Here is a 24,540-nt window from a genome sequence, read left to right as displayed (position 1 = left end):
CCCAACTCGTTGGTGGAGAAGTCTCGCATCAGGACGTATTCGTTTTATATACGTGTTGCCGAGCCAATCACACAAAGCACCCCTTTCCCTTTTTCCATTAACTTTGCACTCCAATGAAATCATTCGACCAACTGCGTATTGTCTTTTTCGGCACTCCCGATTTTGCTGTTGCCTCCCTCAAAGCACTTGTTGATGCAGGCGCCAATGTTGTAGGTGTTGTTACGGCGGTAGATAAACCTGCCGGCCGTGGCAAGCAAAATCATGCTTCTGCCGTAAAAGAATATGCTGTGGCCAATGGCTTGCACCTCATGCAGCCAGAAAAGATGAAAGCAGAATCATTTCTTGAAGAACTGCGTGACTGCAATGCAGACCTCCAGGTGGTAGTAGCCTTCCGCATGATGCCTGAGGTGGTGTGGAACATGCCTCCTATGGGCACATTGAATGTTCACGGTTCACTACTACCACAATACCGCGGTGCAGCACCAATCAACCGGGCCATTATGAATGGTGAGACAGAATCCGGCGTTACAACATTCAAGCTAAAGCATGAGATAGATACCGGTGATATTATGCTGCAACAAAAGGTAGCCATTATGTCCGAAGATACTGCCGGCACCATGCACGATAAGCTAATGGCCGCAGGCGCAGAACTACTCATTAAAACGGTAAAAGCTGTTGCAGAAGGCACTATTGTAGAAATACCACAGGATAAAGTAGATGCCGGTGAACTGAGAAACGCACCTAAAATATTCAAAGAAGATACCTTTATCCATTGGGACAGGAAAGTAGCCGACATCAATAATTTTATACGCGGATTATCGCCTTATCCCGCTGCACACGCCATGTTGGGCGATAAATCCATAAAAATATTCACCTCCGAACCTACGCCTGTGCATCTGTCGGTAAAGCCCGGTACCTTCGAAACCGATCACGCCACCTACCTTCGTTTTGCAGGTGACGACGGCTGGCTCTATATAAAAGAACTACAACAGGAAGGCAAAAAGAGAATGGATATCGTTTCGTTTTTGAGAGGGTATAGAGGTTAAGTAGACTGCTCTGGCATAGACTTACTTTGTCCCCGAATGTCATGTTGAGGCTCTCGAACCACGACATTCGCACAGGACGTATTCGTTTTGAATATAAAAATAGAATCTGTGAAATCTGAGCGATTACCTGAATCTGTGATTCAGACAATCCCGCACTCGTCGAAGCGTCCTGCTTCGTCCTAACCCTTCGGAAGCGTTTCGCTTCCGACAAACCACCTAGCCGCCAGCTCATAACCCCTCATGCCCAATCCACTTATAGACCCCACACACTTTGCCGCTATGAATGAAGTCTTCCTGAAATCCTCCCGCGCCAGCACATTGCTGACGTGCACTTCTACCACCGGTACATTAATAGCACTGATAGCATCAGCCAGGGCTATGCTGGTGTGGGTATAGGCACCTGCATTAAGTATAATGCCCTGTTTCTTGCCCATGCAGCCATGCAGGAAATTGATCAGCTCACCTTCCACATTGCTCTGGTAATACTCAATATCCACCTCCGGAAATTGTGTTCTAAGCTTAGCCAGGTAGTCTTCAAATGTTTCACTGCCATAGATATGCGGCTCCCTTACCCCAAGGAGATTAAGATTAGGTCCGTTGACTATAGCCAGGTGTTGCATACAACAAATGTAAAACTTCTGCTGAAGTGTTCACACAAATTAGTTCCGTAATTTACACCCGATCATGTGGGATGCATATATCAAAGGGTTTAAAGCTTATCTGATGCTGGAGAGGGGTATGTCTGACAATACTGTTGAGGCATACCTGCATGATGTGGCCATGCTCCGCGATCATATGCAGGATGAGCATAAGGAGATCTCTCTGCAACAAATGGAGCTGGCGCACCTGCAATCATTTCTGCAATCTATTCATGAGCTGGAATTGGCCGCCAGTACACAGTCCAGAATACTCAGCGGGGTAAAATCATTCTTCCGGTACATGGCGTTGGAAGAGATCCTTCGCAAAGACCCTACGCAACTGTTGGAAGCCCCTAAGCAAAAACGGGCACTACCTCATGTGCTCAGCATTGCCGATATAGATAAGCTCTTCGAAGCTATCGATCACAGCACGCCCGAAGGAACCCGAAACCGCGCTATGCTAGAAACCATGTACAGCTGCGGCCTGCGCGTCAGTGAGCTGATCACACTAAAGCTCACAAACCTCTACCTGGATGTTGGCTTTATAAAAGTGCTGGGTAAGGGTGATAAGGAAAGATTAGTACCGATAGGAGAGGAAGCAATAAACCAGATACAAATATATCGGGAGCATATCCGTAGTCATGTCTCCATTAAACGCGGGCAGGAAGACGTGTTGTTCCTCAATCGCAGGGGTGCAGGCATGTCGCGCATTATGGTGTTTTACATCATCAAAGACCTCGCGGCTAAGGCAGGATTGAGTGGAGAGATACATCCGCATACCTTGCGTCATTCCTTTGCGACGCACCTTGTAGAAGGTGGGGCAGACCTCCGAGCTGTGCAGGAAATGATGGGCCACAAAAGCATCACCACAACAGAGATATACACCCACCTCGACCGCTCTTATCTCCGCAATACTCTAGAGAAATTTCACCCGAGGTATAAATAGATCATTCAGCATCTAATATTGTCCTCTTCCCCGAATGTCAGGGTGAGGCTCTCGAACCCCGGACATTCGCACGGGATGTATTCGTTTTGTACTCCCCAAGGGGGCATTTCGAGGATTGAGTTTATCCCGCAGAATTGCGGGAAAGCACTCTCGCCTCGGGACGTATTCGTTTTGTATGAACTAAATAAAAGGTAGATATAATCGTTTACTTCTTCAAATTCCCCGCAAACCATTTCTTTATATCCAACAATTCTTCCCCACTAATAGTATGTGCCATTTTATATTCGTGATACTCAGTTTTTATATTCTTGCTGGTCAGGTAGGCATGGGCTTCGCGCCCTGTAGCTATTGGTATTACCTGGTCTTCGGTGCCATGGGCCTCAAAAATAGATACCTTATTGATAAGCTCGGGCCTGGCCATCTTGTTCTTGGTCTCGTCTATCAATCTTCCGCTTAGCATGGCTATTCCATTTGTCTTCTCGGGTTGGGTAAGGGCTATGGTAAGGCTCATCATTGCTCCCTGGCTAAAGCCTAACAGGTATATGCGCGATGCCGGTACATGATATTTCTTTGCTGCCTGGTCAATGAACTGCATCAATAATTGCCTGCTTCTTTCCGGTGCCGCAGGGTCTTCTTTATCACCAAATCTGGCGACCGGCATCCATGCATACCCATTGGGTAATGTAACAGGTGCTCTCACCGCAAGTATTATCGCCTCTTGTGGCAGATCTTTGACAAGGCTGAAAAGGTCACCCTCATTGCTGCCATAGCCATGCAGCAATATAATGAGCGGAGTGTTTGAGGTTTTAGTAGTGGGTTCATTAACTATGTACTTCAGCACCATATCCTTTTGCAGGATCCTGGTTTCTTTTGCAGAAATGCCGGTAGATACTATCAGGCAAATGGCGAACAGCAGCGAGTGTATGATTTTCATTGCATCAATTATATAGACGAAGTTATAGAATCAATTAATAGTGTGGTAGTAATCCCCGATTGAGGGCATGGTAATTGTGTGATGGTTTTAAAACAAACTAACATGGTTTTCGATGTAGAAATAGAGGATGGAGGTACATTATATGAATGCGGTATTATGGAAAGGCAGGCTAATGATATCACTTTTTTTTCTGTGGATATCCGCATACCCGGCTATGGCACTACGCTAAATCAACAGATCCATAGCCTGGAGTTGCATCTCGATCCCTATAGTGGTTCATTCAAATTTCGTAATCTTCCCGCAGATCTTCCTGCACCCGTTACTGCTCTGGAACCTAAACTAGACGAGGCTATCAGGAATATCGGAAAATAGCAGATAATCTGGCGCTAATACATTTCATACGCACTTATCTCAAAGCCATTGACTTAAGGGTTTTTAGCCAGCCCCGAAGAGGCGAAACACAATAGCCGGGGGTGAAGCCCTCGGTTAAATAGAGTACAAAACACTCAGCCCTGAAAGGGCGAAATAACTTTGGTAGTAACCTGCCAAATTCTTAAGTCAATGTCATTAATCAGTTAGGCGCAAAAAAAATGAAGCAGGTAACGCCTCAATTTTAATCATGAAAGTAGAATACTCAGGCAATATATTCACCTTAAATGCGCTCAAAATGACCGAGTGGTAATAATGAATTACATTTACAGCTATTAAAAGTAGGTGTAAAGCCAAAGATGAAACAAATAGAAAGCGAATTAGTAAGCCTTAATAAGTATATCAGCTCATCGGGATTCTGCTCGAGAAGAGAAGCCGACAAATTGATAGAATCGGAAAGAGTAACTGTAAATGACCTGCCTGCATTCCCCGGAGACAGGGTTATGCCAGGTGATAAAGTAGAAGTAGATGGTGAGCCGATCAAGAAAAAGAAGAAGACCGTTTATATAGCCTGCAACAAGCCTGTAGGTGTTACCAGTACTACAGATGTAAGAGATAAGACCAACATCATTACTTTCCTCAATCACCCTACACGCATATTTCCTGTAGGCCGCTTAGATAAGGATAGTGATGGGTTGATATTGCTTACCAACGATGGTGACATTGTCAACAAGATCCTCCGCGCAAGTAACAACCACGAAAAGGAATACATAGTAATAGTTGATAAGAACATTACACCCGAGTTCATACAGCAAATGAGCAATGGTATACCTATATTGGGTACACGTACCAAAAAGTGCGAAGTAAGACAGGAAGGTAACAAACGTTTCCGTATCACGCTTACGCAGGGCCTTAACCGTCAGATCCGCCGTATGTGCGAGTATTTGGGCTATGAGGTGCAGAAACTGACACGTATCCGTATCATGAACATCAACCTGGAAGGGATGGCGGTAGGTCACTGGCGCTACCTTTCACAGCCCGAAATGGAAAAGCTTAATGATATGATGAGCGGATCGAGCAGCGAAGTAAAGCCAGGTAAACCAAAGTCTGAAAGAAAGCCATTCAACCCCGACGAAAAGCCGGAAAGCGAAAAAGAAACAAAGGCAAGACTGCGCAAAGAAGCCTTCCTGGACCGTGAAATGGGTGGAAGGACCGAATCTGCTGACAGTGAAATTGCTGGGGTAAAAAAAGTAACCAGCCGCAAAGAAAAAGCAAAGAGAGAAAAGGAAAACTACTTCAAGGTAAAGAAAGAGAAGGAGCAGAAAGCCGGTGTGCCAAGTGCTAAAACGAAGAAGAAGGGCCATGTTGTAAGTGACTTTGAATCTGCAAGTATAGAAGAACAGTCTATGGCTGTAGATCCTATGCGTCCACGCAAGAAAAAGAGTGATAGCTATAAAGGCTTCAGAGATAAGGGCGATAAGAAAGATAAGCCTGGCTTCGATGCTAAAGGTAATAAAATTATAAAAGCCAAAAAAGAACCACGCGGCAGCAAAGACGAAACGGGTAAGAGAGACGGTAAGGTGAAGAGGGAAGAAAAGGGCAAGAATGCGGAGAAGGGCATGGGCCGTAGAGACGAAAAGCCAAGAAGGCTAAGGCAGTCAGACAGCGACGCCGCCAAGAAGAAAACCCGCAGCGAAGAGAAGGGAAAAGCATCAACACCCAAAGGCAAGCGGGCCGCAGTCAACTTTAAGACAACCAACAAGCCTACCCCGAGAGGGAGAGGATAAAATATAAAAGCAGAATGTATTCATTTACATTCTGCTTTTTACTTACTAAGTTTAAGTAGATCTTTAAAACCTATATCCCAGTTTCAATCCACCCTCTACTATGCCATTTATTCCTTGGTTCTCGCCATCCAGCTTATGTATGTAAGTGAAGCCGAAGCCAAAGTCCAGGCCTAAGTAGAAATGAGGTGTAGCATTGAAGTTGATGGAATTATTGACCATTATGCCCAGTAGAAAATTACTGCGTGTTTTGTATTCGGGTACAATAGGATTGTATACCGGTTCTGTTTTTTGTCCAGCACCTAATACAAGGGATGGACCTATCGCATACTTTATTTTTCCAAAACCACCTGTAGGGTAAAATTTAATACCCGGCATGAAGTAGAACATTGCATCCTGTTTATTACCATATTTCTGGTCGTGTGCCAGGTTGAATGTAACGATTACCGGGAGTATGAATGCTACGATCGCTTCTTTATCTACTGCCTGCTCATAGCTTACTGCAAGTCCTACGCCATTCTCTGTGAATTGCATAGGTGCGATGGCAAGAACTTTATTGAATGGTGATAGCACCGGAATAGTTGGGTCAGTAACCGGTGCAGCTTCCTGCGCGTTAGCATTGCTGGTGATCAATAATGAAAGTGCCGAAGCAAGCAGTATCTTAGATATCATAACTGTGTGTTTATGATAAGACAACAGTAATCGTGCCACCGGATTCTAAAGTAAAGTATCTAAGTCAAAAACAAGAAAGGGATAAACACTAAACGTCTATCCCTTTCTTGTAAATATGTTTGAAGAATATCTTAGAATCTGTAGCCGATCTTAAAGCCGCTCTGCACTACGCCGGTAAGACCATCATTATTGCCGGCCAGCCTGTTGATGTAAGTGAAGCCAAAACCAAAGTCAAGACCAAGATAGAAATGCTCAGTAGGATTAATGTTCAACGAATTGCTGACCATTATGCCCAGTATAAATTTGCTTTGGGTTGTGTATTGTTCGTAATAATAAGGGTTGGAAGGATTGCCGGGATTGGGAAGATAAGTTGATGAGTGCGTTGTTTTTTCGCCCGCGCCTATTACCAACGATGGGCCTATGGCATATTTTACATTGCCATGGCTGCTGGTAGGGTAGAACTTAATACCAGGAGAAAAGTAGAACATCGCGTCCTGGTGGTCGCCGTTCGATACATTATTATTAAGATTGAACGTTGCTATAAGCGGAAGATTATATGCTACAATACCGGCTTTGTCTATTCCTTTTTCGTAGCTGAAAGCCAGACCCACGCCATTCTCGGTAAACTGTATTGGTGCAATAGCTATAATGTTGCTATTATCGTTTTTATGAGCCGGGCTTGCCGCGGCTTCGTCCGTCTGCGCTTTTGCAATTCCTGAGATCAATAATGGCAAAGCGAGCATTAACAACTTTTTCATGAACATATAAATTGAATTAAAAATGAAATTTTGAATGAAACGTGAATTAGAATCTGTAACCAATCTTAAACCCGGCTTGCACCATTCCCGTTATGCCTTGGTTAGCACCTCCAAGCTGGTTGATGTAAGTAAAACCGAAGCCAAAGTCCATACCTATATACATGCGTGGTGAAGGATTTATGTTGAGTGAATTATTGACCAATATACCCAGCATAAATTTACTGTGCGTTTCATATGGGTTAAAACCTGAGAGATAAGAATAGCCTGACCAGTAATGATACTCTCCGCCCGTAGTTTTTTCCCCTGCCCCAATAACCAACGACGGGCCAATTGCATATTTAGTGCGACCGCGGCTGCCGGTAGGGTAAAATTTCAATCCCGGTGAAAAATAGAACATAGCATCCTGATGTTTACCATCGTGGGCTTCTGTCTGGCCATTAAGGTTAAAGGTGGCTATAACTGGTAATGAATAAGCAATAATGCCGGCTTTGTCTATAGTTTTCTCATAGCTAAGTGCAAAGCCTACACCATTTTCGGTGAACTGAATAGGGGCTATGGCCAATATGTTATCGGCTAGTTTCATGTCAGCAGTGCGATATTGATTGCCCCCTATATGCTGGGCATGGCTAGTATTTGTCATATTTTCGCCGTCATTCTCACCATTGAACCGTTCTTCCACGCCATTTTCATACCTCACTTTGTCTACTTCTCTTAATGAAATAGAATATGCAGATCCATTTACGTTGCTCCAGTGAGTATAGATAATGTTCTCCTTGTTTATTTCCTTTATTTTGGCTTCAATAACATTGCCATTGCTTTGAAATATTCTGTCTTGCGCAAATGCCGCAGATACAGATAGGAGGAATATGATAGTGGCTATAAACGACTTTTTGTTCATAAAAAAAAGTATGTGTTATTTTCTAACAGCATTAATTGTGCCAAAAAAGTAAAATAATTATACTTCTAGAATAAATCAGAAACGGTATCCCATTCTGAAAGCCAATTGGTTAAGGAGGTTAACACCCGAATTAACGCCTCTTGATTTATCAATGTATGAAAAGCCAAGCCCGTAATCTATCCCTAGATATACCCGCTGGCCAAATTGATAGTTAAGTGAATTGTTTACCATTATGCCTAACAGAAACCGGGTGCCTACGCGGTCGCTCGGGTAATAGGAGCTATAGTCGCTTGCCTGACCGGCACCAATCACCAAAGAAGGCCCTACTGCGTACTTAGTATGGCCCAAACGTGTAGTAGGGTAAAATTTGAGTCCGGGCATTATGAATATTATCGGGTCTTCGGTAGCCCTGTTAGATGCGTATTTTTTTGTAAGGTCTACACCACCCATTGCTTGTAGCATATAGGTCACAATTCCCCCGGCATCAATACCTCTTTCGTAGCTAATTGATGTACCTATGCAGCTTTCAAATAAATGGACGGGCGCAATTGACCATACCTCATATTTCTCATGTGTCAACTCTTTGTTCTTGGGGTCTACATGCTGCGCAATGGTACTAGTAGTCAATAAGAAGGTAGCCGCAATAAGGAGTGGAGACCGTAGGGTCATAACATGCCCGTTTTAGAATGTATTAAAATCTGTAGCCGATCTTCAGTCCGCCTTGTGTAAGCCCTGCAATGCCATCATTAACACCATTAAGGCGATTCAGATAAGTAAACCCAAGTCCGAATTCAATACCGAGGTAAATGTGAGCCGAAGGGGTGAAGTTGATGGAATTATTGAGCATTATTCCAAAGACGAATTTGTCATAAAGCTGGTCGTTACTGTAGTAATAGTCATCTACTCTTTGTTGACCTGCCCCTATTACCAACGATGGACCTAGCGCATACTTTATCTTGCCGTAACAAGATGTAGGATAGAATTTCAATCCTGGCATAAAATAGAACATGGGGTCCTGGTGACGCTTATTGCTGAAGCTAGAGGTAGTTGAGTTTAGCGTGGCTATGGCAGGAAGTATATAGGTAACTATACCATGCTTGTCTATACTATGCTCGTAGCTAACGGCCAGGCCAACACCATTTTCGGTAAACTGCATTGGTGCTACTGCCAGAACTTTATACTTTCTCCCTACTGGGAATTGGCCACTTTCATTCATGTGAATGCCGGTAGGCATCTCTTTATTCCCGTTCTTACTATTGTCCGCCTTATCGTCATCATCAGTTTGCGCAATAGCAGTACTGAACGAAAGTAATGCGGCAACAAAAATACCTGGGAAATATCTGGCCATACATGAAGGAGTTATAGAATGATGATTATTAATTGTAAATATACTATATAATATTTTTATCCATGGTAAGTAAACTCACCAAAAGGGCTGCTGATCAGTAATTCTTTTTGGTCAGACTCCTCAACATAGCCCGAAATTTGCGCCTCAATATTAAAGCTCTTAGAAATGGCAATGATATTTTCTGCTGTAGCCTTGTCTGTGAATATTTCCAGACGCTGCCCCATATTGAATACCTGATACATTTCCTTCCAGCTGGTACCGGCAGATTCCTGTATCATGGTGAATAACGGTGGAACAGGTAATAAATTGTTTTTAACTACACGAAGCGGCTTAGGCAGGTAATGCAGGCACTTGGTCTGGCCACCACCACTGCAATGAATAATGCCATGTATAGCATCAAAATGCTGCTCCAGTACTTTTAAGATAACCGGTGCATAAGTGCGGGTAGGGGATAGGATCATCTTACCTATATCAAGTCCCGTTTCAGTTGCATCCGTAAGTGAATATTTGCCATTGTAAACTACTTCTGCCAGCAGGTTAGGATCAACACTTTCAGGATAAAGACGTGCATAATCATTCTTCAGCATTTCGTGGCGGGCACTGGTAAGACCGTTGCTGCCCATGCCGCTGTTGTATTCATCTTCGTAAGTGGCTTGTCCGTAGCTGGCAAGCGATACTATTACATCACCCGCCTGCATTTTTTCTGTGGTCACCAATTTGTCGCGGCGCATACGGCAAGCCATAGTACCATCAACAATTACAGTGCGTACCACATCTCCTACATCAGCTGTCTCACCACCCATCAGGTGAACGGTAAGGCCATATTCACTCAATTTGTCAAAGTAAGATTGTGTGCCATTGATCAGTTCGGAAATAACTTCTCCCGGGATCAACTGTTTGTTGCGACCAATAGTTGATGAGTAAGTAAATGGACCTACCGCCCCCACGCACAGCATATCATCTATGTTCATCACTATAGAATCGATAGAAATACCCTTCCATACGCTCATATCACCTGTTTCTTTCCAGTACATGTAAGCGAGGATCGATTTGGTGCCTGCGCCATCAGCATGCATCAGGTTGCAATACTCATCGTCATTGCCCCAGTAGTCGGGGTAAACTTTACAAAAGGCATTTGGGAAAAGCCCTTTATCCAGTTTCTCAATAGCTTTATGCACGTCTTCCTTCTGTGCGGAAACACCGCGTTGGTTATATCTGTTCAAAGTCTATGTTTCAGACCGCAAAAGTAACCTTTTGAAAAGTAAAAAGTAAACCGGTAGGGTGATTTGGTAAAATTCTTATTGTTTATAGACCGGGCTCAAAACAAAAATCTCCCGCATTGACGGGAGATTTTAATATCAGTAATCAAATAGAAACTATTTTGTAGTAGCATTCACCTTCTCATAGGCCACATTGGTACTCACAAACTCAGGTACCAGATCTTTCATCAGGTAAACAGTCTCCAGTGTGTAATGTTGTTTGGCGCAGGCTATTAGTTTTTCCACTCTCTTGCTTACATCAGCAAAATTGTATTCACGCACGTCTGCTATCAAGATCTTTTCGTGGTACGTTGGGCGCGTATTTTCTGCGTTGTTCAACAACTCCTCATATAGCTTTTCTCCCGGTCTCAGTCCGCTGTATACAATCTGTATATCTACATCAGGTTCCTTGCCCGCCAGGCGAATCACTTTTTTGGCGAGGTCTGCTATCTTAACAGGCTTACCCATGTCAAACACAAATATCTCGCCACCTTGTCCCATTACACCTGCCTCTAATACCAAAATACAAGCTTCGGGTATGGTCATGAAATAACGGGTAATTTCAGGGTGAGTAACGGTGATCGGTCCGCCCTTTTCCAGCTGCATTTTAAATCGTGGTATCACAGATCCGTTTGATCCCAGTACATTGCCAAATCTGGTTGTTACAAACTTAGTAATGTGTGGAGTGCCATCTTCTTTATGCAGCTCCATATCATTGAGCATAGATCTGTAGAAGCTCTGCGTGAATATCTCAGCAATACGTTTTGATGCGCCCATTACATTGGTAGGGTTCACCGCCTTATCTGTAGAGATCATTACAAACTTCTCCACATCATTAGCTACTGATAGTTCTGCAAGATTTTTTGTGCCCAGCACATTGTTCATTACCGCTATAGACGGGTTATCCTCCATCAATGGTACGTGCTTATAAGCTGCTGCGTGAAAAACTATCTGCGGGTTGTAAACCTCAAACAGGTGTTCCATACGCTGCCTGTCGGTAATGTCCCCGAGGTATGCCTTAATGTTAGCATTCTTATATTTCTCCTGTATCTCCAGTGTAAACTCGTGCATCGGCGTTTCTGCCTGGTCACAAAGTATAATCAAAGATGGACGGTAGTTTAATAGCTGGCGCACCAGCTCGCTGCCTATTGATCCTGCGGCGCCCGTTACCAGTATCTTCTTGCCTTTCAGCTCAGTATATATAGCTTCGTTATGTATTTTAATAACTTCTCTTTCAAGAAGATCTTCAATGTTGATATTCTGTAGCTGCTGCGTATCCAATTTGCCGTTCAGCCAGTCTCGCATAGTAGGCACTTGCTGTATGCGTATGCCATAGTGCAGGCAATTATCTACCAGTGCATTCAGCTTATCTTTTTCTGTGATCTTATTTACAAAGATCACCAGCTCTACACCTTCATTTTTTAGTTTCTCTATATTGCTTTCATTGGTAGTATATATAGGAATACCCTCCAGCAATTTACCGTTACCACTTAAATTATCATCTAAAAATGCTACTACCTGCATGTCTCCGTTAGGCAGGTTGTTCATTACATTTTTAATATGTAATCCGTTCGCCGAAGCATTGTATACCGCAACTTTTTTACGGGGTACTTTTTCGCCCTCAGAGTATAATTTGTAGAACTGGAAGCAATACCTCACCGCCAGGCGATAAGAGATAATGACAAAGCTGGTTATAAAAAAGTTGATTGTAACAACCTGTAGCGTAAAGAAGTTCTGCGAATGGTAAACAAAAATATTAACTGCCAGGTAAAAAAATGAAGCAATAGCATTCACCATTACCAATCTGGATGTATCCTCAATATTAGTATAACGTACTATTCCCGCATAGCTCTTGAATATATAGAACAGTGCAGCATTCAACAACAGCACAACTACCGTCATTGACCTTAGCCCCACAACTACATGCGGCCATGAAAAATTCATTTTCAGTGCTCTTGCCAGAAACAGGCAAAAACAAACTAAAAACAGATCCAATAAGAAAACCAGCCACCTGGGAAGAATGCGTATTTTATATGCCATACTCAACATTTAAGAATCACCGATCAATATCACAGCACAATTAAATTTATCCGCCAAAATTAAGCTCAATTAACAAGCAATACAATGGCCTGGACTAACATTAATAATTGCTTAATGCATAAAGCCCTTCTGCAATATACAAAACTTTTTTATTAAACGGAAAAGGATATATATTATAATTATTTATAAATAAATGTATTACTAATTAATTATAATTTTTTTATGTTGTCAAAAATAACGAATTTAGCAGGAATTAAAAACAGGAAATTTGCTGGAAGGTAAAAATATACTCATTGTAGATGATAACAAGCTGAACCAGAAGATATTAGGCTTTGTTCTCGAAAAGAATGGTGCTGTTATTAAGGTTGCTGATAATGGCCTTGAAGCTGTGGAATGTGTACTGTTTCAGCGGTTTGATGCCATTGTTATGGACATACAGATGCCTGAATTGGGCGGACTTGAAGCATCGCGATATATTAAATTTGAAATGGGTCTCAATATTCCCATTGTGGGCCTTACTGCCAATAATGTAGAAGATGAGAATGCAACCTGGACCGCAGCCGGAATGGATATGTGCGTTTCAAAACCATTTGACCCACCCGTGTTATGTGAATTGATTGTTCAACTAATTGAAAATAATATTGCATGCCAATACAACACCCTTTAATTGATCTCAGTTATATCAGCGAAATATCGGGCGGAGACGAAGGCTATATACGGGAGGTAATAGGCATTTTTGTGGATACAATGGCAACCGGTATGCTTAAACTCTCCGATCTTATAAGGAATAATGGAGATTTTGAAGATATACACAAACAGGCACATTTTCTGAAATCGTCGGCAGGTATTATAAAAATTACAGGTGTTTACGATAGCCTGGTGAAGATCGATGGACTTGCTAAGCAAAGAACCGGGCTTGATGAGATCAAGCAATCACTCAACCTTATCATCACTAATTACAACGAAGCACTACCGTTCTTAATAGCTGGAAGGGCTTAATTCTTATCTGAAAGACAATTAATATATAATAGAAAGCAGGGGGCTCGGCAATTCTCTTAGGGTTGTTGACTACATATGTCTTACCTTTGCACCCTCCAAAAAAAGCGAATACTCATGAATAAGAAATCAGGATCTGCATCCGGCAGAGAAAATAATAATGAAAAAGGGTATCAACGCAAGGAGGATGGCGGTACCGCAAAACCATTTGGCAGAAGCAAATATGCCGGCGGTGGTGACAGCAATCCATTTAAACGGAGCAGTACAAAAAAAGACGATAAGCCTTATAATAAAGATGGTGCCGATAAAGTAAGGCCTGCCTTTAAAAAAGATAGTGATAGCAACAAACCTGCCGACGATTCCGACAATCCGTGGAAACGCCCAAGCAAAAGTGGTGACAGGAAAAAAGCTGCTCCCCGTGCTGATGCTGATAATGCAGCTCCCGGAAGCGATGAGCATAATCCGTGGAAGAGAGAAAAGAAGGGTGGACGCAGCAAATCATTTGATAAAAAAGATGGCGATAGTTCGTTTGCCGACCGTAAACCACGCGAAGACGGAGATAATCCATGGAAACGTGAGGGTAAGGGTAGCGACAGAAAGAAACCTTTTGAAAAAAGAGAGGGTGATGCGCCTTATGCTGATCGCAAACCACGCACCGATAGCGACAATGCCTGGAAAAGAACTGAAAAGACCGATAGAAAAATGCCTTTTGTAAAGGGAGATGCTGACTATACCGGTAAAGAAGCAGAGAACAAGTGGGAAAGAAGTAATGAAGATGGCAAGAAGCCTTTCCCTAAAAAGGACAGAGCAGAAAAAAGGCCATTCCCTAAGAAAGATGGTGATGCTCCATACGGTGCAAAGAAACCATTTGCAAAGAGAGATGGCGATACCCCTTATGGCGCAAAAAAGCCTTTTGCAAAGAAAGACGGTGATGCACCATATGCCCGTAAACCACGTCCTGATGGAGATGCGGAAGGAACATGGAAGAAAAAAGAAGGTGATGGCGAAAAGAAGCCATACGCTAAAAAAGAGAGCACTGAAGGTAGCCTGTGGCAGAAAGGTATTGACTATAGCGACCGTGGAATGCCAAAGAAGACTGGTGAAAAGCGAGCAATAAAAGACAGTGATAAGCCATTTTTCCAACGCGATGCCGCAAAGGGTACGGAGCCGAAGTTTGATGCGCCGGAAGAAATGCCATATGAATCTTTCAAAATAAGCGATGAACTGCTCGAAGAGAAGAAGAAGAACAGGAAGGTAGCGGTTAAGAAAGAAGATCCGGCACGTGCTTTTAAGAAGGAAACTAATGAGCCAATTTCTGCAAGATTCGGTGACAAGCCAGCCAGGAAAGATACCGGTGATAAAAAGCCTAAAAATAAAATAGAGAAAGCCGACGAAAAGAGGCCATTCAAAAAGGCTCCCGGAGAAGGTAAAAAACCATTCGATCGTAAGGACAGGCATCCTGAAGTAGAAGCCGGTGAAGAGGATGAAGATGACGAGCCTATCCGTAAAAAGAAGAGACGCCATCATCATGATGAAGACGAAGAGGAAGAAGTGAAAGGACCTGAGGCCATGCCATTGAATAAATATCTTGCACACAGTGGTGTTTGCAGTCGCAGAGACGCGGCATTACTGGTGAAGGAAGGTAAAGTGAAAATAAACGGCGAAGTAATTACTAATCCGGGTCACAAGGTGGGTGATGAAGATGTTGTTTACTTCAATGATAAGAAGCTGACCATACAAAAGGGTATGGTATATATATTACTGAACAAACCTAAAGATTACATCACCACCAACGATGATCCTCAGGGACGTAAGACGGTAATGCAGCTGGTAGCTACTGCTGAGGGCGAGAGATTATTCCCTGTAGGCAGATTGGACAGAAATACTTCCGGTCTGTTGCTGATCACCAACGATGGTGACCTTACACAGAAACTGGCACACCCTTCTAACAGGGTCAAGAAAATATATCAGGTTACATTAGACAAGCCGGTTACAAAGGCCGATTTTGAAAAGATCATCAATGGATTGGATCTGGAAGACGGTAAGGCGCATGTAGATGCACTATCTTACCTGGAAACTAAGAGCGAATTGGGAATAGAGATCCACATTGGCCGTAACAGAATCGTTAGGCGCATATTTGAAAGCCTTGGCTATGTAGTTGAAAAACTGGATAGGGTAATGTATGCCAATCTCACAAAAAAGAATCTGCCTCGCGGCAAGTGGCGTTACCTAAACGAGCGCGAAATAGTTTTACTCAAGCACTTTAAGTCGTAGTAGATATAAAATAATGTACAAAAGGCATAGAACTAACTGTTTTATGCCTTTTGTATTTTAGTGGATATGGGGTCGTATTCTTTTTGCTTCTGCAATTGGTTAGGTGTAAACAATTTACTTTATCTATTTATAATTAGACCACTATAAATATTTTTATTTGTGTTAATTTGCAGCGAAATAAAAAATGTTAGCCATTTACTAACATTTGCTGTGCTTCTGTCGTCATATATGCAGGCATAATACAATTCTGTGTGAAATCAATTAAAAACATAATTAACTAACCAAACAAAAACTTTTATGAAAAAACATTTCCTCTTAACCATTATTGCTTTATTGGGATGTATGGCATCTTTTGCTTCTATTACGGGACCTACTGGTGCCTGTACCGGGGCAACAATATATTACCACGACAGTGCAATTCTGACTGGTGGAATATGGTCTAGCAGCAACACCGCTGTAGCTACTGTAGATGCTTATGGTACATGTGTCACAGTAGGAACTGGTACCACTACCATTAGTTGTTCCAGCTCGTTACTCACAGACATACTTGTACTCACGGTTACCGCTGCTCCTGCTCCTATAACGGGTGTTTCTTTTACTGTTTGCGCAGGTTCTACTACTACATTGGCCGATGCTACCCCGGGGGGCACATGGAGTTCTTCTGTTCCATCTGTAGCTACCATCAATGCCAGCGGTTGGGTATATGGTGTAGCCGGTGGTACTACTAACATATACTACACAATGCCGGGCGGTTGCTCTGTATCTCAGGCAGTAACTGTAGGTGCTCCTTTTGTTGACTCTATCTATGGCAGCGGTTCTGTTTGCGTAGGAAGTTCACTTTCATTAACAGATGCAACTACCGGCGGTGTATGGTCTGTTGCAACTCCTGCAGTAGCTACTATCAGTACGTCAGGTTTGATCACAGGTCTTACAGCGGGTGGTACATTAGTATCTTACACTGTTACTGGTTCATGTGGTTCTTCTACAGCGGTAGCTTATGTTAGCGTTTCGGCTACCACTGGTACTGGTACTATCACCGGACCTTCATCAGTATTTGTTGGTAATACTATTAACCTGTCTGATGCTGTTACCGGTGGTGCATGGAGTTCATCTAATACAGCTATCGCTTCTGTGTCTGCAACTGGTGTGGTTACTGGTGTTGCCGCTGGCACCGCTACTATCAGCTATGGTGTTACCGGTTGCGGTGGTCTTGCTTATGCTACACACAGTGTTACCGTAAGTGCATTTGGTGGCATCTCCGGTCATGTTAACTTCGGTTCGGTTGCTCATTATGGCCCGGTTAAAGTATGGGTGATCACTCTTACCGGTACTATGCTTGCTGCTATTGACTCTACAACTGTATACGCTGCGGGTACAAGCGTAGCTTACTCTTTTGCAAGTGAGCCAACCAACTCTTACCGCATCAAGGCTGCTACTCTTGATTCATTGTTCCTGGGTACGGGCTTTATTCCTACTTATCATACAAGCAGCTTCTACTGGAGCACTGCCGATGTATTGGCTCATACTGCCGGTGTTGGTGATATAAACCAGGATATCAATATGGCTTACGGTACCGTTACTTCAGGTGCTGGTTTTGTAGCCGGTGATGTTACAGCTGGTGCTAACAAGGGTACTTCTACTTCAGTTCCGGTAAATGGTATGATGATGTATATCTTCGATGCAGCTTCTTTACAATTGATGCAGGCTGTTCGTACAGATGCTACAGGACACTATTCTTTCAGTAATCTGCCTGTAGGAGCTACTTACTACGTATTCCCTGATTCTCTGAATTACGCTACAACTCCTTTTGCAGGTATTGCTCTTACTGCAGCGGCACCTTCTATGACAGGAGCAAGCTTTAAGCAAAATACTTCGGCAACTGCAATGACCATTAAGCCAATAGGCGTGGGTGTTAATGATGTTACCGCATCTGCTTCTATCCTGGCATTCCCCAACCCTACTAATGGTAAGGTGAATATCACATGGAACATGCCTTCATCAGAAGAAGCAACAATAGTTGTAGCTGATATCACTGGCCGTGAAGTATTTCACAGCAATATCAATATGACTGCAGGTGCAGGTGTTAACCAGATCGATCTGTCTTCATTGACAAGCGGTTTGTACACTATCTCTGTAAAGTCTGCAGCTGTTAATTACAACAACAAAATACAGGTACAACACTAATATATAGTGAGTGTGTTTTAGTTTTACCACAAGGGAAGCAGCAATGCTTCCCTTGTGTATTTAATAAAAACACATTTTGTTTTTTGAATAATTAAAATAAAAACTAACCTTTGTGGTGGGCCAGCTGTCTTAATTAATGGCGGCAACATTGCCGCGGGGATTACCGTGTCTTACAATTAGATTTTCGTCTATGAACAAGTTTTTTACCCTTGTATTATTTGTCTTGTTATCCAGTTGTCTTTCCTACGCATTTACCGGTCCGTCATCCGGCTGTGTGGGGTTGACATATGATTTTCACGATAGCCTTACTACTGGAGGTGTATGGTCAAGTAGTAATCCTGCTGTAGCTACAATACGTCCGGGCAGCTCTGGCTCACACGCCACGGTGTATGCTGTTTCTGCCGGTACGACTACCATCACTTATACGCTGGGCGCAAGTGTTACCACTTCTACATTTACTGTATACTTGTCTCTTCCTGCTATTGCCGGGGTAGATACGCTGTGTATCGGCGCGTCTGGTTCTGTAAGCAACTTGGTGTCTGGCGGTATATGGAGCAGTAGCAGCACATATGTGGCTACTGTAAGTTCATCCGCAGGTATGGTTACTGCGGTGCATGGAGGTACCACAGTGATCAACTACACTTTGTCAGGCTATTGCACAGCTCATCACAGTATTTATGTACCCTCATCTACAATAGATAGCGGGTTAACTGGAGCCATTCATGTCTGTGTTGGTTCATCAACTACGCTATCTACTACCGCAATGGGAGGGATATGGGTAAGCAGCAATATAGCTGTGGCTACAGTTAATGCTACCGGTGTGGTTACCGGTATCTCCGCCGGAGCAGACTCAATAAAATATGTCGTTCTTTCCGGGGCAGGGGGCTGCGGTACATCACGCTCTTTTTATAAAAACATCACCGTCACCACGTCTACTTCATCGGGAACTATTTCCGGACCCTCATCAGTTGCGGTTGGTGCTTCAATTTCCCTTTCCGGCAGCGTTTCCGGTGGTACGTGGAGCAGTAGCAATCCATCCATAGCTACTGTGAGTGCCACAGGTGGTGTCACTGGTTTAGCGGCCGGAACAGCCACTATTTCATATGGTGTAAGTGGATGCAGCGGGCTGGCATATGCTACCCATCCTGTTACTGTTTCTGCGTTCAATGGTATTTCAGGGCATGTAAACTTTCCCGGTGGCTACTGTCATGCCGACGTTAAAGTATGGCTCATCACCTACAACGCTTCTACAATGAACCTTGCAGCGGTTGACTCGGTACTTATTCCATGTACAGGGGCTACTTCTGTCTATTATCAGTTTTTAGGTGCACTTACAGATTCTTATCGTATAAAGGCAGCGGTGATAGATACATTTGCTGTTTCATCGACCGGCTTTATTCCTACATACCACACAAGCAGTTTTTACTGGTATGCTGCTGATGTATTATACCACATATCGGGTGCGCCCGATATCAATCAGGATATCAATATGGCGTATGGCACTGTTACATCCGGCGCAGGCTTTGTAGCGGGCAATGTTACCACGGGTGCTAACAAGGGCACCACAACAAGTGTGCCTGTAAGCGGGATGATGATGTACATTTTTAATTCATCCACGCTACAGTTGATCCGGTCTGTACCTACCGACGCTACGGGGCATTATTATTTTAATAACCTGCCACTTGGTCAAACCTATTACGTATTCCCTGATTCTCTTAATTACCTTACTACTCCTTACACAGGTCTGGCACTTACCACGGCTGCACCATCTGTTTCTAATGCAGCTTTTGTACAACATACCCTGTCACATACGATCACCCCGGCTCCTGTTGCGATAGTAGATATAGCGCCTGATCCTAACGTGTTCGTTTTCCCTAACCCTACTAACGGTAAGGTGAATATCACATGGACTATGCCTTCGTCAGAAGAGGCAACAATAGTAGTAGCGGATATTACGGGCCGTGAAGTATTCCACAGTAATATCAAAATGACTGCGGGTGCAGGTGTTCATCAGATCGATTTGTCTTCACTGACAAGCGGTTTGTACACTATCTCTGTAAGGTCTGCTCCTGTAAATTACAACAACAAAATACAGGTACAACACTAATAAATAGTGAGTGTGTTTTAGTTTTACCACAAGGGAAGCAGAGATGCTTCCCTTGTGGTTTTTGTAAGGGCAAACCTGGACTTTCTCTGTTGAGGTCATTGATCCGAGCTGGTTTTTCCGGACAAGATGGACTTATTCTTAATAAGGCCCATTTATTTTCCTCCAGTACTAACGAATTGAACTGTATTTCCGTCTTACTAGTGGGTAGTTAATAATTAGTTTTTAACTACAGATAAAATTATTATTTTTAATCATTCAACAAAAAGCCATTATTATGAAAAGACATTGTATTCTTTCCATTATTGCATTATTTAGTTGCTTTGCCTCTTTTGCGCAGATGCCAATTACCGGTGCTACCGGCACCTGTGTTGGTGGCATGGGTCACGTTGCCGACAGCACCGCTGGTGGCGTGTGGTCGAGCAGTACCCCTTCGGTAGCCACAGTAGGTACTACAGGTAATGTGTATGGTGTTTCAGCCGGCACCACTACGATCACATACACAGTAGGGTCGGCATATGTTACATCACTATTTACAGTCACAACCGCTCCGGCTGCTATAACAGGTACTAGTACGGTTTGCCCCGGAGGAACGACAGTATTGGCTGATGCTACACCGGGAGGTACCTGGAGCAGCGTCTACACATCTGTTGCAACAGTTAATTCAGGTGGAACTGTTTTTGGCATAATGCCAAGTAGCGGTACCTCTATCCGATATACTGTAGGGCCAGGTTGCTATGCGCAGGTCATAGTTACAGTCTTGGCTACTACACCATCTTCTATTTCAGGCGATTCTGTAGTATGCGTAGGCTCAACAATTACCCTTCACGACACCACGACTGTAGGAATGTGGAGCTCTTCCGCACCGGGTATAGCTACGGTTATTGCTACTTCCGCATTGGGTTCCGGTTCCACAACTACGCTTACCGGTGTTTCTGTAGGAACTGCAACTATAACTTACAGTGTAACTAATGCATGCGGTACTTTTTACAGCACTTACAGCGTAGATGTATTGAACACTACTACGCCTCCCGCTGCAATAGCAGGGCCTTCTACTGTAGCTACAAGTTCTACTATTAATCTTACTGATGCTACCACCGGCGGTACATGGAGCATTACGCCAACAAGCGTTGCTACCATTAGTGCGTCCGGTGTTGTAACTGGAGTAAGTGCAGGTACTGCAATCGCTACCTATACTGTAAATGGTTGTGGTGGTGCAATGTCTGTAACACATACAGTTACAGTTACTGCGTTCGATGGTATCTCCGGTCACGTTAATTTCCTGAGTGGTGCTCATACAGGCCCGGTTAAGATTTGGCTGATCAGGTATGTATCTCCTTTCCTTACCGCTATTGATTCTGTTACGGTTTACTCTACAGGTACAAGCGTCGCTTACCAGTTCCTTGGCGCCCCAACAGATTCTTTCCGTATAAAGGCTGCACCTCTTGATTCTTCTTCAGTGATAGGTACTTCCGGTTATATCCCTACCTACCACATCAGCAGCTTCTACTGGAATGGTGCTAACGTGTTCTACCACACTTCAGGAACCAGCGATATCAACAAAGACATCAACATGTCTTATGGTACTGTTACAACAGGTCCGGGATTTGTTGCCGGTGACGTAAGCGCAGGTGCAAATAAGGGTACTACAACCAGTGTGCCTGTTAAGGGATTAATGATGTATATCTTCAACTCAACAACCTTACAGTTGATGCAGGCAATCCGTACAGATGCTACCGGACATTATTCGTTCAGTAACCTTCCGGTTGGTGCCACATATTATGTGTTCCCCGATTCGCTGAACTATTTTACTACGCCATGCACGGGTATAGCACTTACTACGGCTGTTCCTTCTGTTACGTCTGCCAGCTTTAAGCAGCACACAGTTGCTAAGACCATCACGCCAATACCTGTTGGTGTAGGCAGTGTATCTACCGATGCGGCTACTATCCTTGCCTTCCCTAACCCTACTAACGGACGAGTAAACATCGCCTGGACTTTACCAACTGCACAGCTGGGTGCGGTTTCGGTTTGCGATGTTACCGGCCGCGAAGTATACAGCAGTGTAATTGATATGACCGCAGGTACAGGCATCAGCCAGGTGAATATATCTTCATTAACTAATGGTTTGTATACAATCTCAGTAAAGTCTGCTGCGGTTAATTATATCAATAAGATACAGGTACAGCACTAATCAGACCGCTTATTTTTTTAGATTTACCAAAAGGGAAGCAGAGATGCTTTCCTTTTGGTTTTATTGTAAGTAGGCAATTCTATATATTCCTGTATTACTAACATTTTTTAAGATCCTAACGTCATATATGCAGGTACTTTTGCGCATAATTGTACAACTCACTTTTGCTTTATTCACTATTTCAAATTCAATATCATGAAAAAACAATTTCTTATTACTATGGTTGCACTACTGGCTTGTTTTGCATCTTATGGTTTCTCCGGCCCTACCTCGGCTTGCCCCGGTAATACGCTTTATTTTTATGACAGCCTTACTACAGGTGGTACATGGTCTAGCAGCAACACTGCAATAGCTACCATTGATCCTACCAGTGGAGTAGCTTATGCTGTTGCTTCGGGCACGGTAACGATCAGTTATGTATCAAGCGCAGGGCTATCTTCCGCGCCGCTTACTGTGGATTTCGTTCCCTTGCCTATTACCGGCACACTTAGTTTGTGCACCAGTTATACAACTGCGTTGGCTGACGCAACCCCGGGTGGTACCTGGTATAGTGGTGATACCTACATTGCGACTGTTGACTACGTTACAGGAGTTGTGTATGGTGTAAATCCGGGTACAGCAGATATATACTATAGTCTTTCAACAGGCTGCCCAGTTATAGCAACTGTCACAGTTTCAGGTACACCTGCCGGTCCGATCATTGGCCCGTCTGTTGTTTGCCTGGGATCTGCCATCACAATAAATGACAGCCTTTCCGGTGGTGTATGGAGTAGCTCTAATCCTGCCGTTGCTACTGTTGTTGGCACCAGCGGCTTTACTGCTACACTAACCGGTCTTACGCTTGGAACTGCTGATATCTCTTACACATTTGCTGCTACAGGCGGTTGTGGCCCAATCAGTACTGTGTTGCCGATCACGGTGTCAAATACAACAGATGTCGGTATTATTTATGGCACAGGATCTGTTAATGTGGGTTCTGTGATAAATCTTGGCGAAACAGTTTATACCGGCACATGGAGCGTTACACCTTCTTCACTCGCCACAATAGATGCCTATGGCAATCTTACAGGAGTTTCTGCTGGTGCAGCAACAGTTAGTTATACAACTACCGGTTGTGGTGGTGTTGCCTCTGCAACGTTCCCTGTAACTATACTTCCTTTTGATGGTATATCAGGCCAGGTCAATTTCACTTCAGGCGCCTATTATGGCCCGGTAAAGGTATGGCTGATCACTTATGTGGCTCCTATGCTTACTGCGGTTGACTCTGTTAATTTGTATGCATCAGGAACAAGTGTTAGCTACCAGTTTGTTGGGGTGTCGCCAAATTCATATAGGATCAAGGCAGCAACTTCTGACTCATTGGCCGGAACTACAGGGTACATTCCAACTTACCACACAAGCAGCTTTTACTGGAATACCGCAGACGTGCTTGTACATGCAAGTGGTGCAGGCGATATCAATCAGGATATAAATATGATGGCGGGTACAGTAACTACCGGACCTGGTTTTGTAGCGGGTGATGTAACAGCCGGAGCTAATAAAGGAACCTCAGTAGGCATACCGGTAAATGGTATGAAGATGTATATTCTTAATGCCACTACCATGCAGCTGGTACAGGGAACAACTACTGATGCGACAGGGCACTATACATTCAGCAACATTCCTGTGGGCCAAACCTACATGATATTCCCTGATTCGCTGAACTACCTTACTACGCCTTGTTCATGGGCCACACTTACTGCGGCTGCACCATCTATGACTACTGCCAGCTTTAAGCAGAATACGGTGGCTAAGACTATAACTCCAATTCCTGTTGGTGTAGGCAGTGTATCTGCTGATGCGGCTGCTATCCTCGCATTCCCTAACCCAACTAACGGACATGTGAACATTGCCTGGACATTACCTGCGGCACAGCAGGGCACCGTATCAGTTTGTGATATTACCGGACGTGAGGTATACAGCAATGTTATCGATATGACTGCTGGTGCAGGTATGGGCCAGGTAGATATATCTTCATTGACCAATGGCTTGTATACTATATCAGTAAGATCTGCTGCGGTTAATTATACCAATAAGATGCAGGTACAGCGCTAAGC

The 24,540-nt window shown here is 43.7% G+C and carries 20 protein-coding genes; 11 read left to right on the top strand and 9 right to left on the bottom strand.

All coding sequences use genetic code 11. The features are described from left to right. Positions 1-113: 113 nt before the first annotated feature. Positions 114-1,046 (top strand): methionyl-tRNA formyltransferase, encoded by a 933-nt coding sequence (fmt, locus tag CJD36_RS19440; protein WP_105040867.1) that lies wholly within the window; start codon positions 114-116, stop codon positions 1,044-1,046. 179 nt (positions 1,047-1,225) lie between these two features. On the opposite strand, the gene aroQ is transcribed toward fmt, so the two are convergent. Beyond that, positions 1,226-1,666, bottom strand: coding sequence for a type II 3-dehydroquinate dehydratase (aroQ, locus tag CJD36_RS19435; RefSeq protein ID WP_105040866.1), 441 nt, complete (start codon positions 1,664-1,666; stop codon positions 1,226-1,228). A gap of 64 nt (positions 1,667-1,730) precedes the next feature. Between aroQ and xerD the strand changes: the two genes are divergently transcribed. Beyond that, on the top strand, positions 1,731-2,630 hold the full coding sequence (gene xerD, locus CJD36_RS19430; protein WP_105040865.1) for a site-specific tyrosine recombinase XerD: 900 nt from the start codon (positions 1,731-1,733) through the stop codon (positions 2,628-2,630). A gap of 205 nt (positions 2,631-2,835) precedes the next feature. On the opposite strand, the gene CJD36_RS19425 is transcribed toward xerD, so the two are convergent. After that, on the bottom strand, positions 2,836-3,564 hold the full coding sequence (locus CJD36_RS19425) for an alpha/beta hydrolase (protein ID WP_105040864.1): 729 nt from the start codon (positions 3,562-3,564) through the stop codon (positions 2,836-2,838). A 102-nt stretch (positions 3,565-3,666) separates the two neighbouring features. Between CJD36_RS19425 and CJD36_RS19420 the strand changes: the two genes are divergently transcribed. Both CJD36_RS19420 and rluF read left to right on the top strand, forming a co-directional pair. Then, entirely contained in the window at positions 3,667-3,936 is a 270-nt protein-coding gene (locus CJD36_RS19420; RefSeq protein WP_133162721.1) for a hypothetical protein, read from the top strand. A 356-nt stretch (positions 3,937-4,292) separates the two neighbouring features. Next, positions 4,293-5,720 carry a 23S rRNA pseudouridine(2604) synthase RluF gene (rluF, locus tag CJD36_RS19415; protein ID WP_105040862.1) on the top strand — a complete coding sequence of 476 codons (1,428 nt, stop codon included), beginning with the start codon at positions 4,293-4,295 and terminating at the stop codon, positions 5,718-5,720. A 63-nt stretch (positions 5,721-5,783) separates the two neighbouring features. Here rluF and CJD36_RS19410 read toward each other — a convergent pair whose 3' ends face one another. The 7 genes from CJD36_RS19410 to CJD36_RS19380 form a co-directional block, all read right to left on the bottom strand. Continuing rightward, positions 5,784-6,389, bottom strand: a complete 606-nt coding sequence (locus CJD36_RS19410) for a hypothetical protein (RefSeq protein WP_105040861.1) — start codon at positions 6,387-6,389, stop codon at positions 5,784-5,786. A 131-nt stretch (positions 6,390-6,520) separates the two neighbouring features. Further along, positions 6,521-7,147: a hypothetical protein gene (locus CJD36_RS19405; RefSeq protein ID WP_133162720.1), complete on the bottom strand. Its 627-nt coding sequence runs from the start codon at positions 7,145-7,147 to the stop codon at positions 6,521-6,523. Between the two features lie 46 nt (positions 7,148-7,193). Next, positions 7,194-8,045 (bottom strand): hypothetical protein, encoded by an 852-nt coding sequence (locus CJD36_RS19400; RefSeq protein ID WP_105040859.1) that lies wholly within the window; start codon positions 8,043-8,045, stop codon positions 7,194-7,196. Between the two features lie 75 nt (positions 8,046-8,120). Then, a complete protein-coding gene (locus tag CJD36_RS19395; protein ID WP_133162719.1) occupies positions 8,121-8,714 on the bottom strand; it encodes a hypothetical protein in 594 nt (197 codons plus the stop codon). 22 nt (positions 8,715-8,736) lie between these two features. After that, on the bottom strand, positions 8,737-9,393 hold the full coding sequence (locus tag CJD36_RS19390) for a hypothetical protein (RefSeq protein WP_105040857.1): 657 nt from the start codon (positions 9,391-9,393) through the stop codon (positions 8,737-8,739). Between the two features lie 56 nt (positions 9,394-9,449). Further along, positions 9,450-10,616 carry an AIR synthase related protein gene (locus CJD36_RS19385; protein WP_105040856.1) on the bottom strand — a complete coding sequence of 389 codons (1,167 nt, stop codon included), beginning with the start codon at positions 10,614-10,616 and terminating at the stop codon, positions 9,450-9,452. Between the two features lie 153 nt (positions 10,617-10,769). Then, positions 10,770-12,692 carry a polysaccharide biosynthesis protein gene (locus CJD36_RS19380; RefSeq protein WP_105041007.1) on the bottom strand — a complete coding sequence of 641 codons (1,923 nt, stop codon included), beginning with the start codon at positions 12,690-12,692 and terminating at the stop codon, positions 10,770-10,772. A gap of 268 nt (positions 12,693-12,960) precedes the next feature. On the opposite strand from CJD36_RS19380, the gene CJD36_RS19375 reads away from it, so the two are divergent. The 7 genes from CJD36_RS19375 (at position 12,961) to CJD36_RS19345 (ending at position 24,538) form a co-directional block, all read left to right on the top strand. Next, entirely contained in the window at positions 12,961-13,359 is a 399-nt protein-coding gene (locus CJD36_RS19375; RefSeq protein ID WP_105040855.1) for a response regulator, read from the top strand. Further along, positions 13,338-13,691 carry an Hpt domain-containing protein gene (locus CJD36_RS19370; RefSeq protein WP_105040854.1) on the top strand — a complete coding sequence of 118 codons (354 nt, stop codon included), beginning with the start codon at positions 13,338-13,340 and terminating at the stop codon, positions 13,689-13,691. The genes CJD36_RS19375 and CJD36_RS19370 overlap by 22 nt, the downstream gene beginning before the upstream one ends. A gap of 114 nt (positions 13,692-13,805) precedes the next feature. Beyond that, entirely contained in the window at positions 13,806-15,962 is a 2,157-nt protein-coding gene (locus CJD36_RS23750; RefSeq protein ID WP_240609388.1) for a pseudouridine synthase, read from the top strand. 297 nt (positions 15,963-16,259) lie between these two features. After that, positions 16,260-18,146 (top strand): T9SS type A sorting domain-containing protein, encoded by a 1,887-nt coding sequence (locus CJD36_RS19360; RefSeq protein ID WP_105040853.1) that lies wholly within the window; start codon positions 16,260-16,262, stop codon positions 18,144-18,146. A gap of 190 nt (positions 18,147-18,336) precedes the next feature. After that, on the top strand, positions 18,337-20,253 hold the full coding sequence (locus CJD36_RS19355) for an Ig-like domain-containing protein (RefSeq protein ID WP_161499390.1): 1,917 nt from the start codon (positions 18,337-18,339) through the stop codon (positions 20,251-20,253). A 274-nt stretch (positions 20,254-20,527) separates the two neighbouring features. Continuing rightward, the gene (locus CJD36_RS19350) at positions 20,528-22,444 is read left to right on the top strand and encodes a T9SS type A sorting domain-containing protein (RefSeq protein ID WP_105040851.1); all 1,917 of its coding nucleotides are present in this window, start codon (positions 20,528-20,530) and stop codon (positions 22,442-22,444) included. Positions 22,445-22,639: 195 nt separating this feature from the next. Next, positions 22,640-24,538: a T9SS type A sorting domain-containing protein gene (locus CJD36_RS19345; protein ID WP_105040850.1), complete on the top strand. Its 1,899-nt coding sequence runs from the start codon at positions 22,640-22,642 to the stop codon at positions 24,536-24,538. Positions 24,539-24,540: the final 2 nt, after the last annotated feature.

The organism is Flavipsychrobacter stenotrophus, assembly GCF_002954265.1.
Lineage (GTDB): Bacteria > Bacteroidota > Bacteroidia > Chitinophagales > Chitinophagaceae > Flavipsychrobacter > Flavipsychrobacter stenotrophus.
Note: the sequence above shows the minus strand (reverse complement) of the source record. Positions and strands in the feature narration are given on the sequence as shown.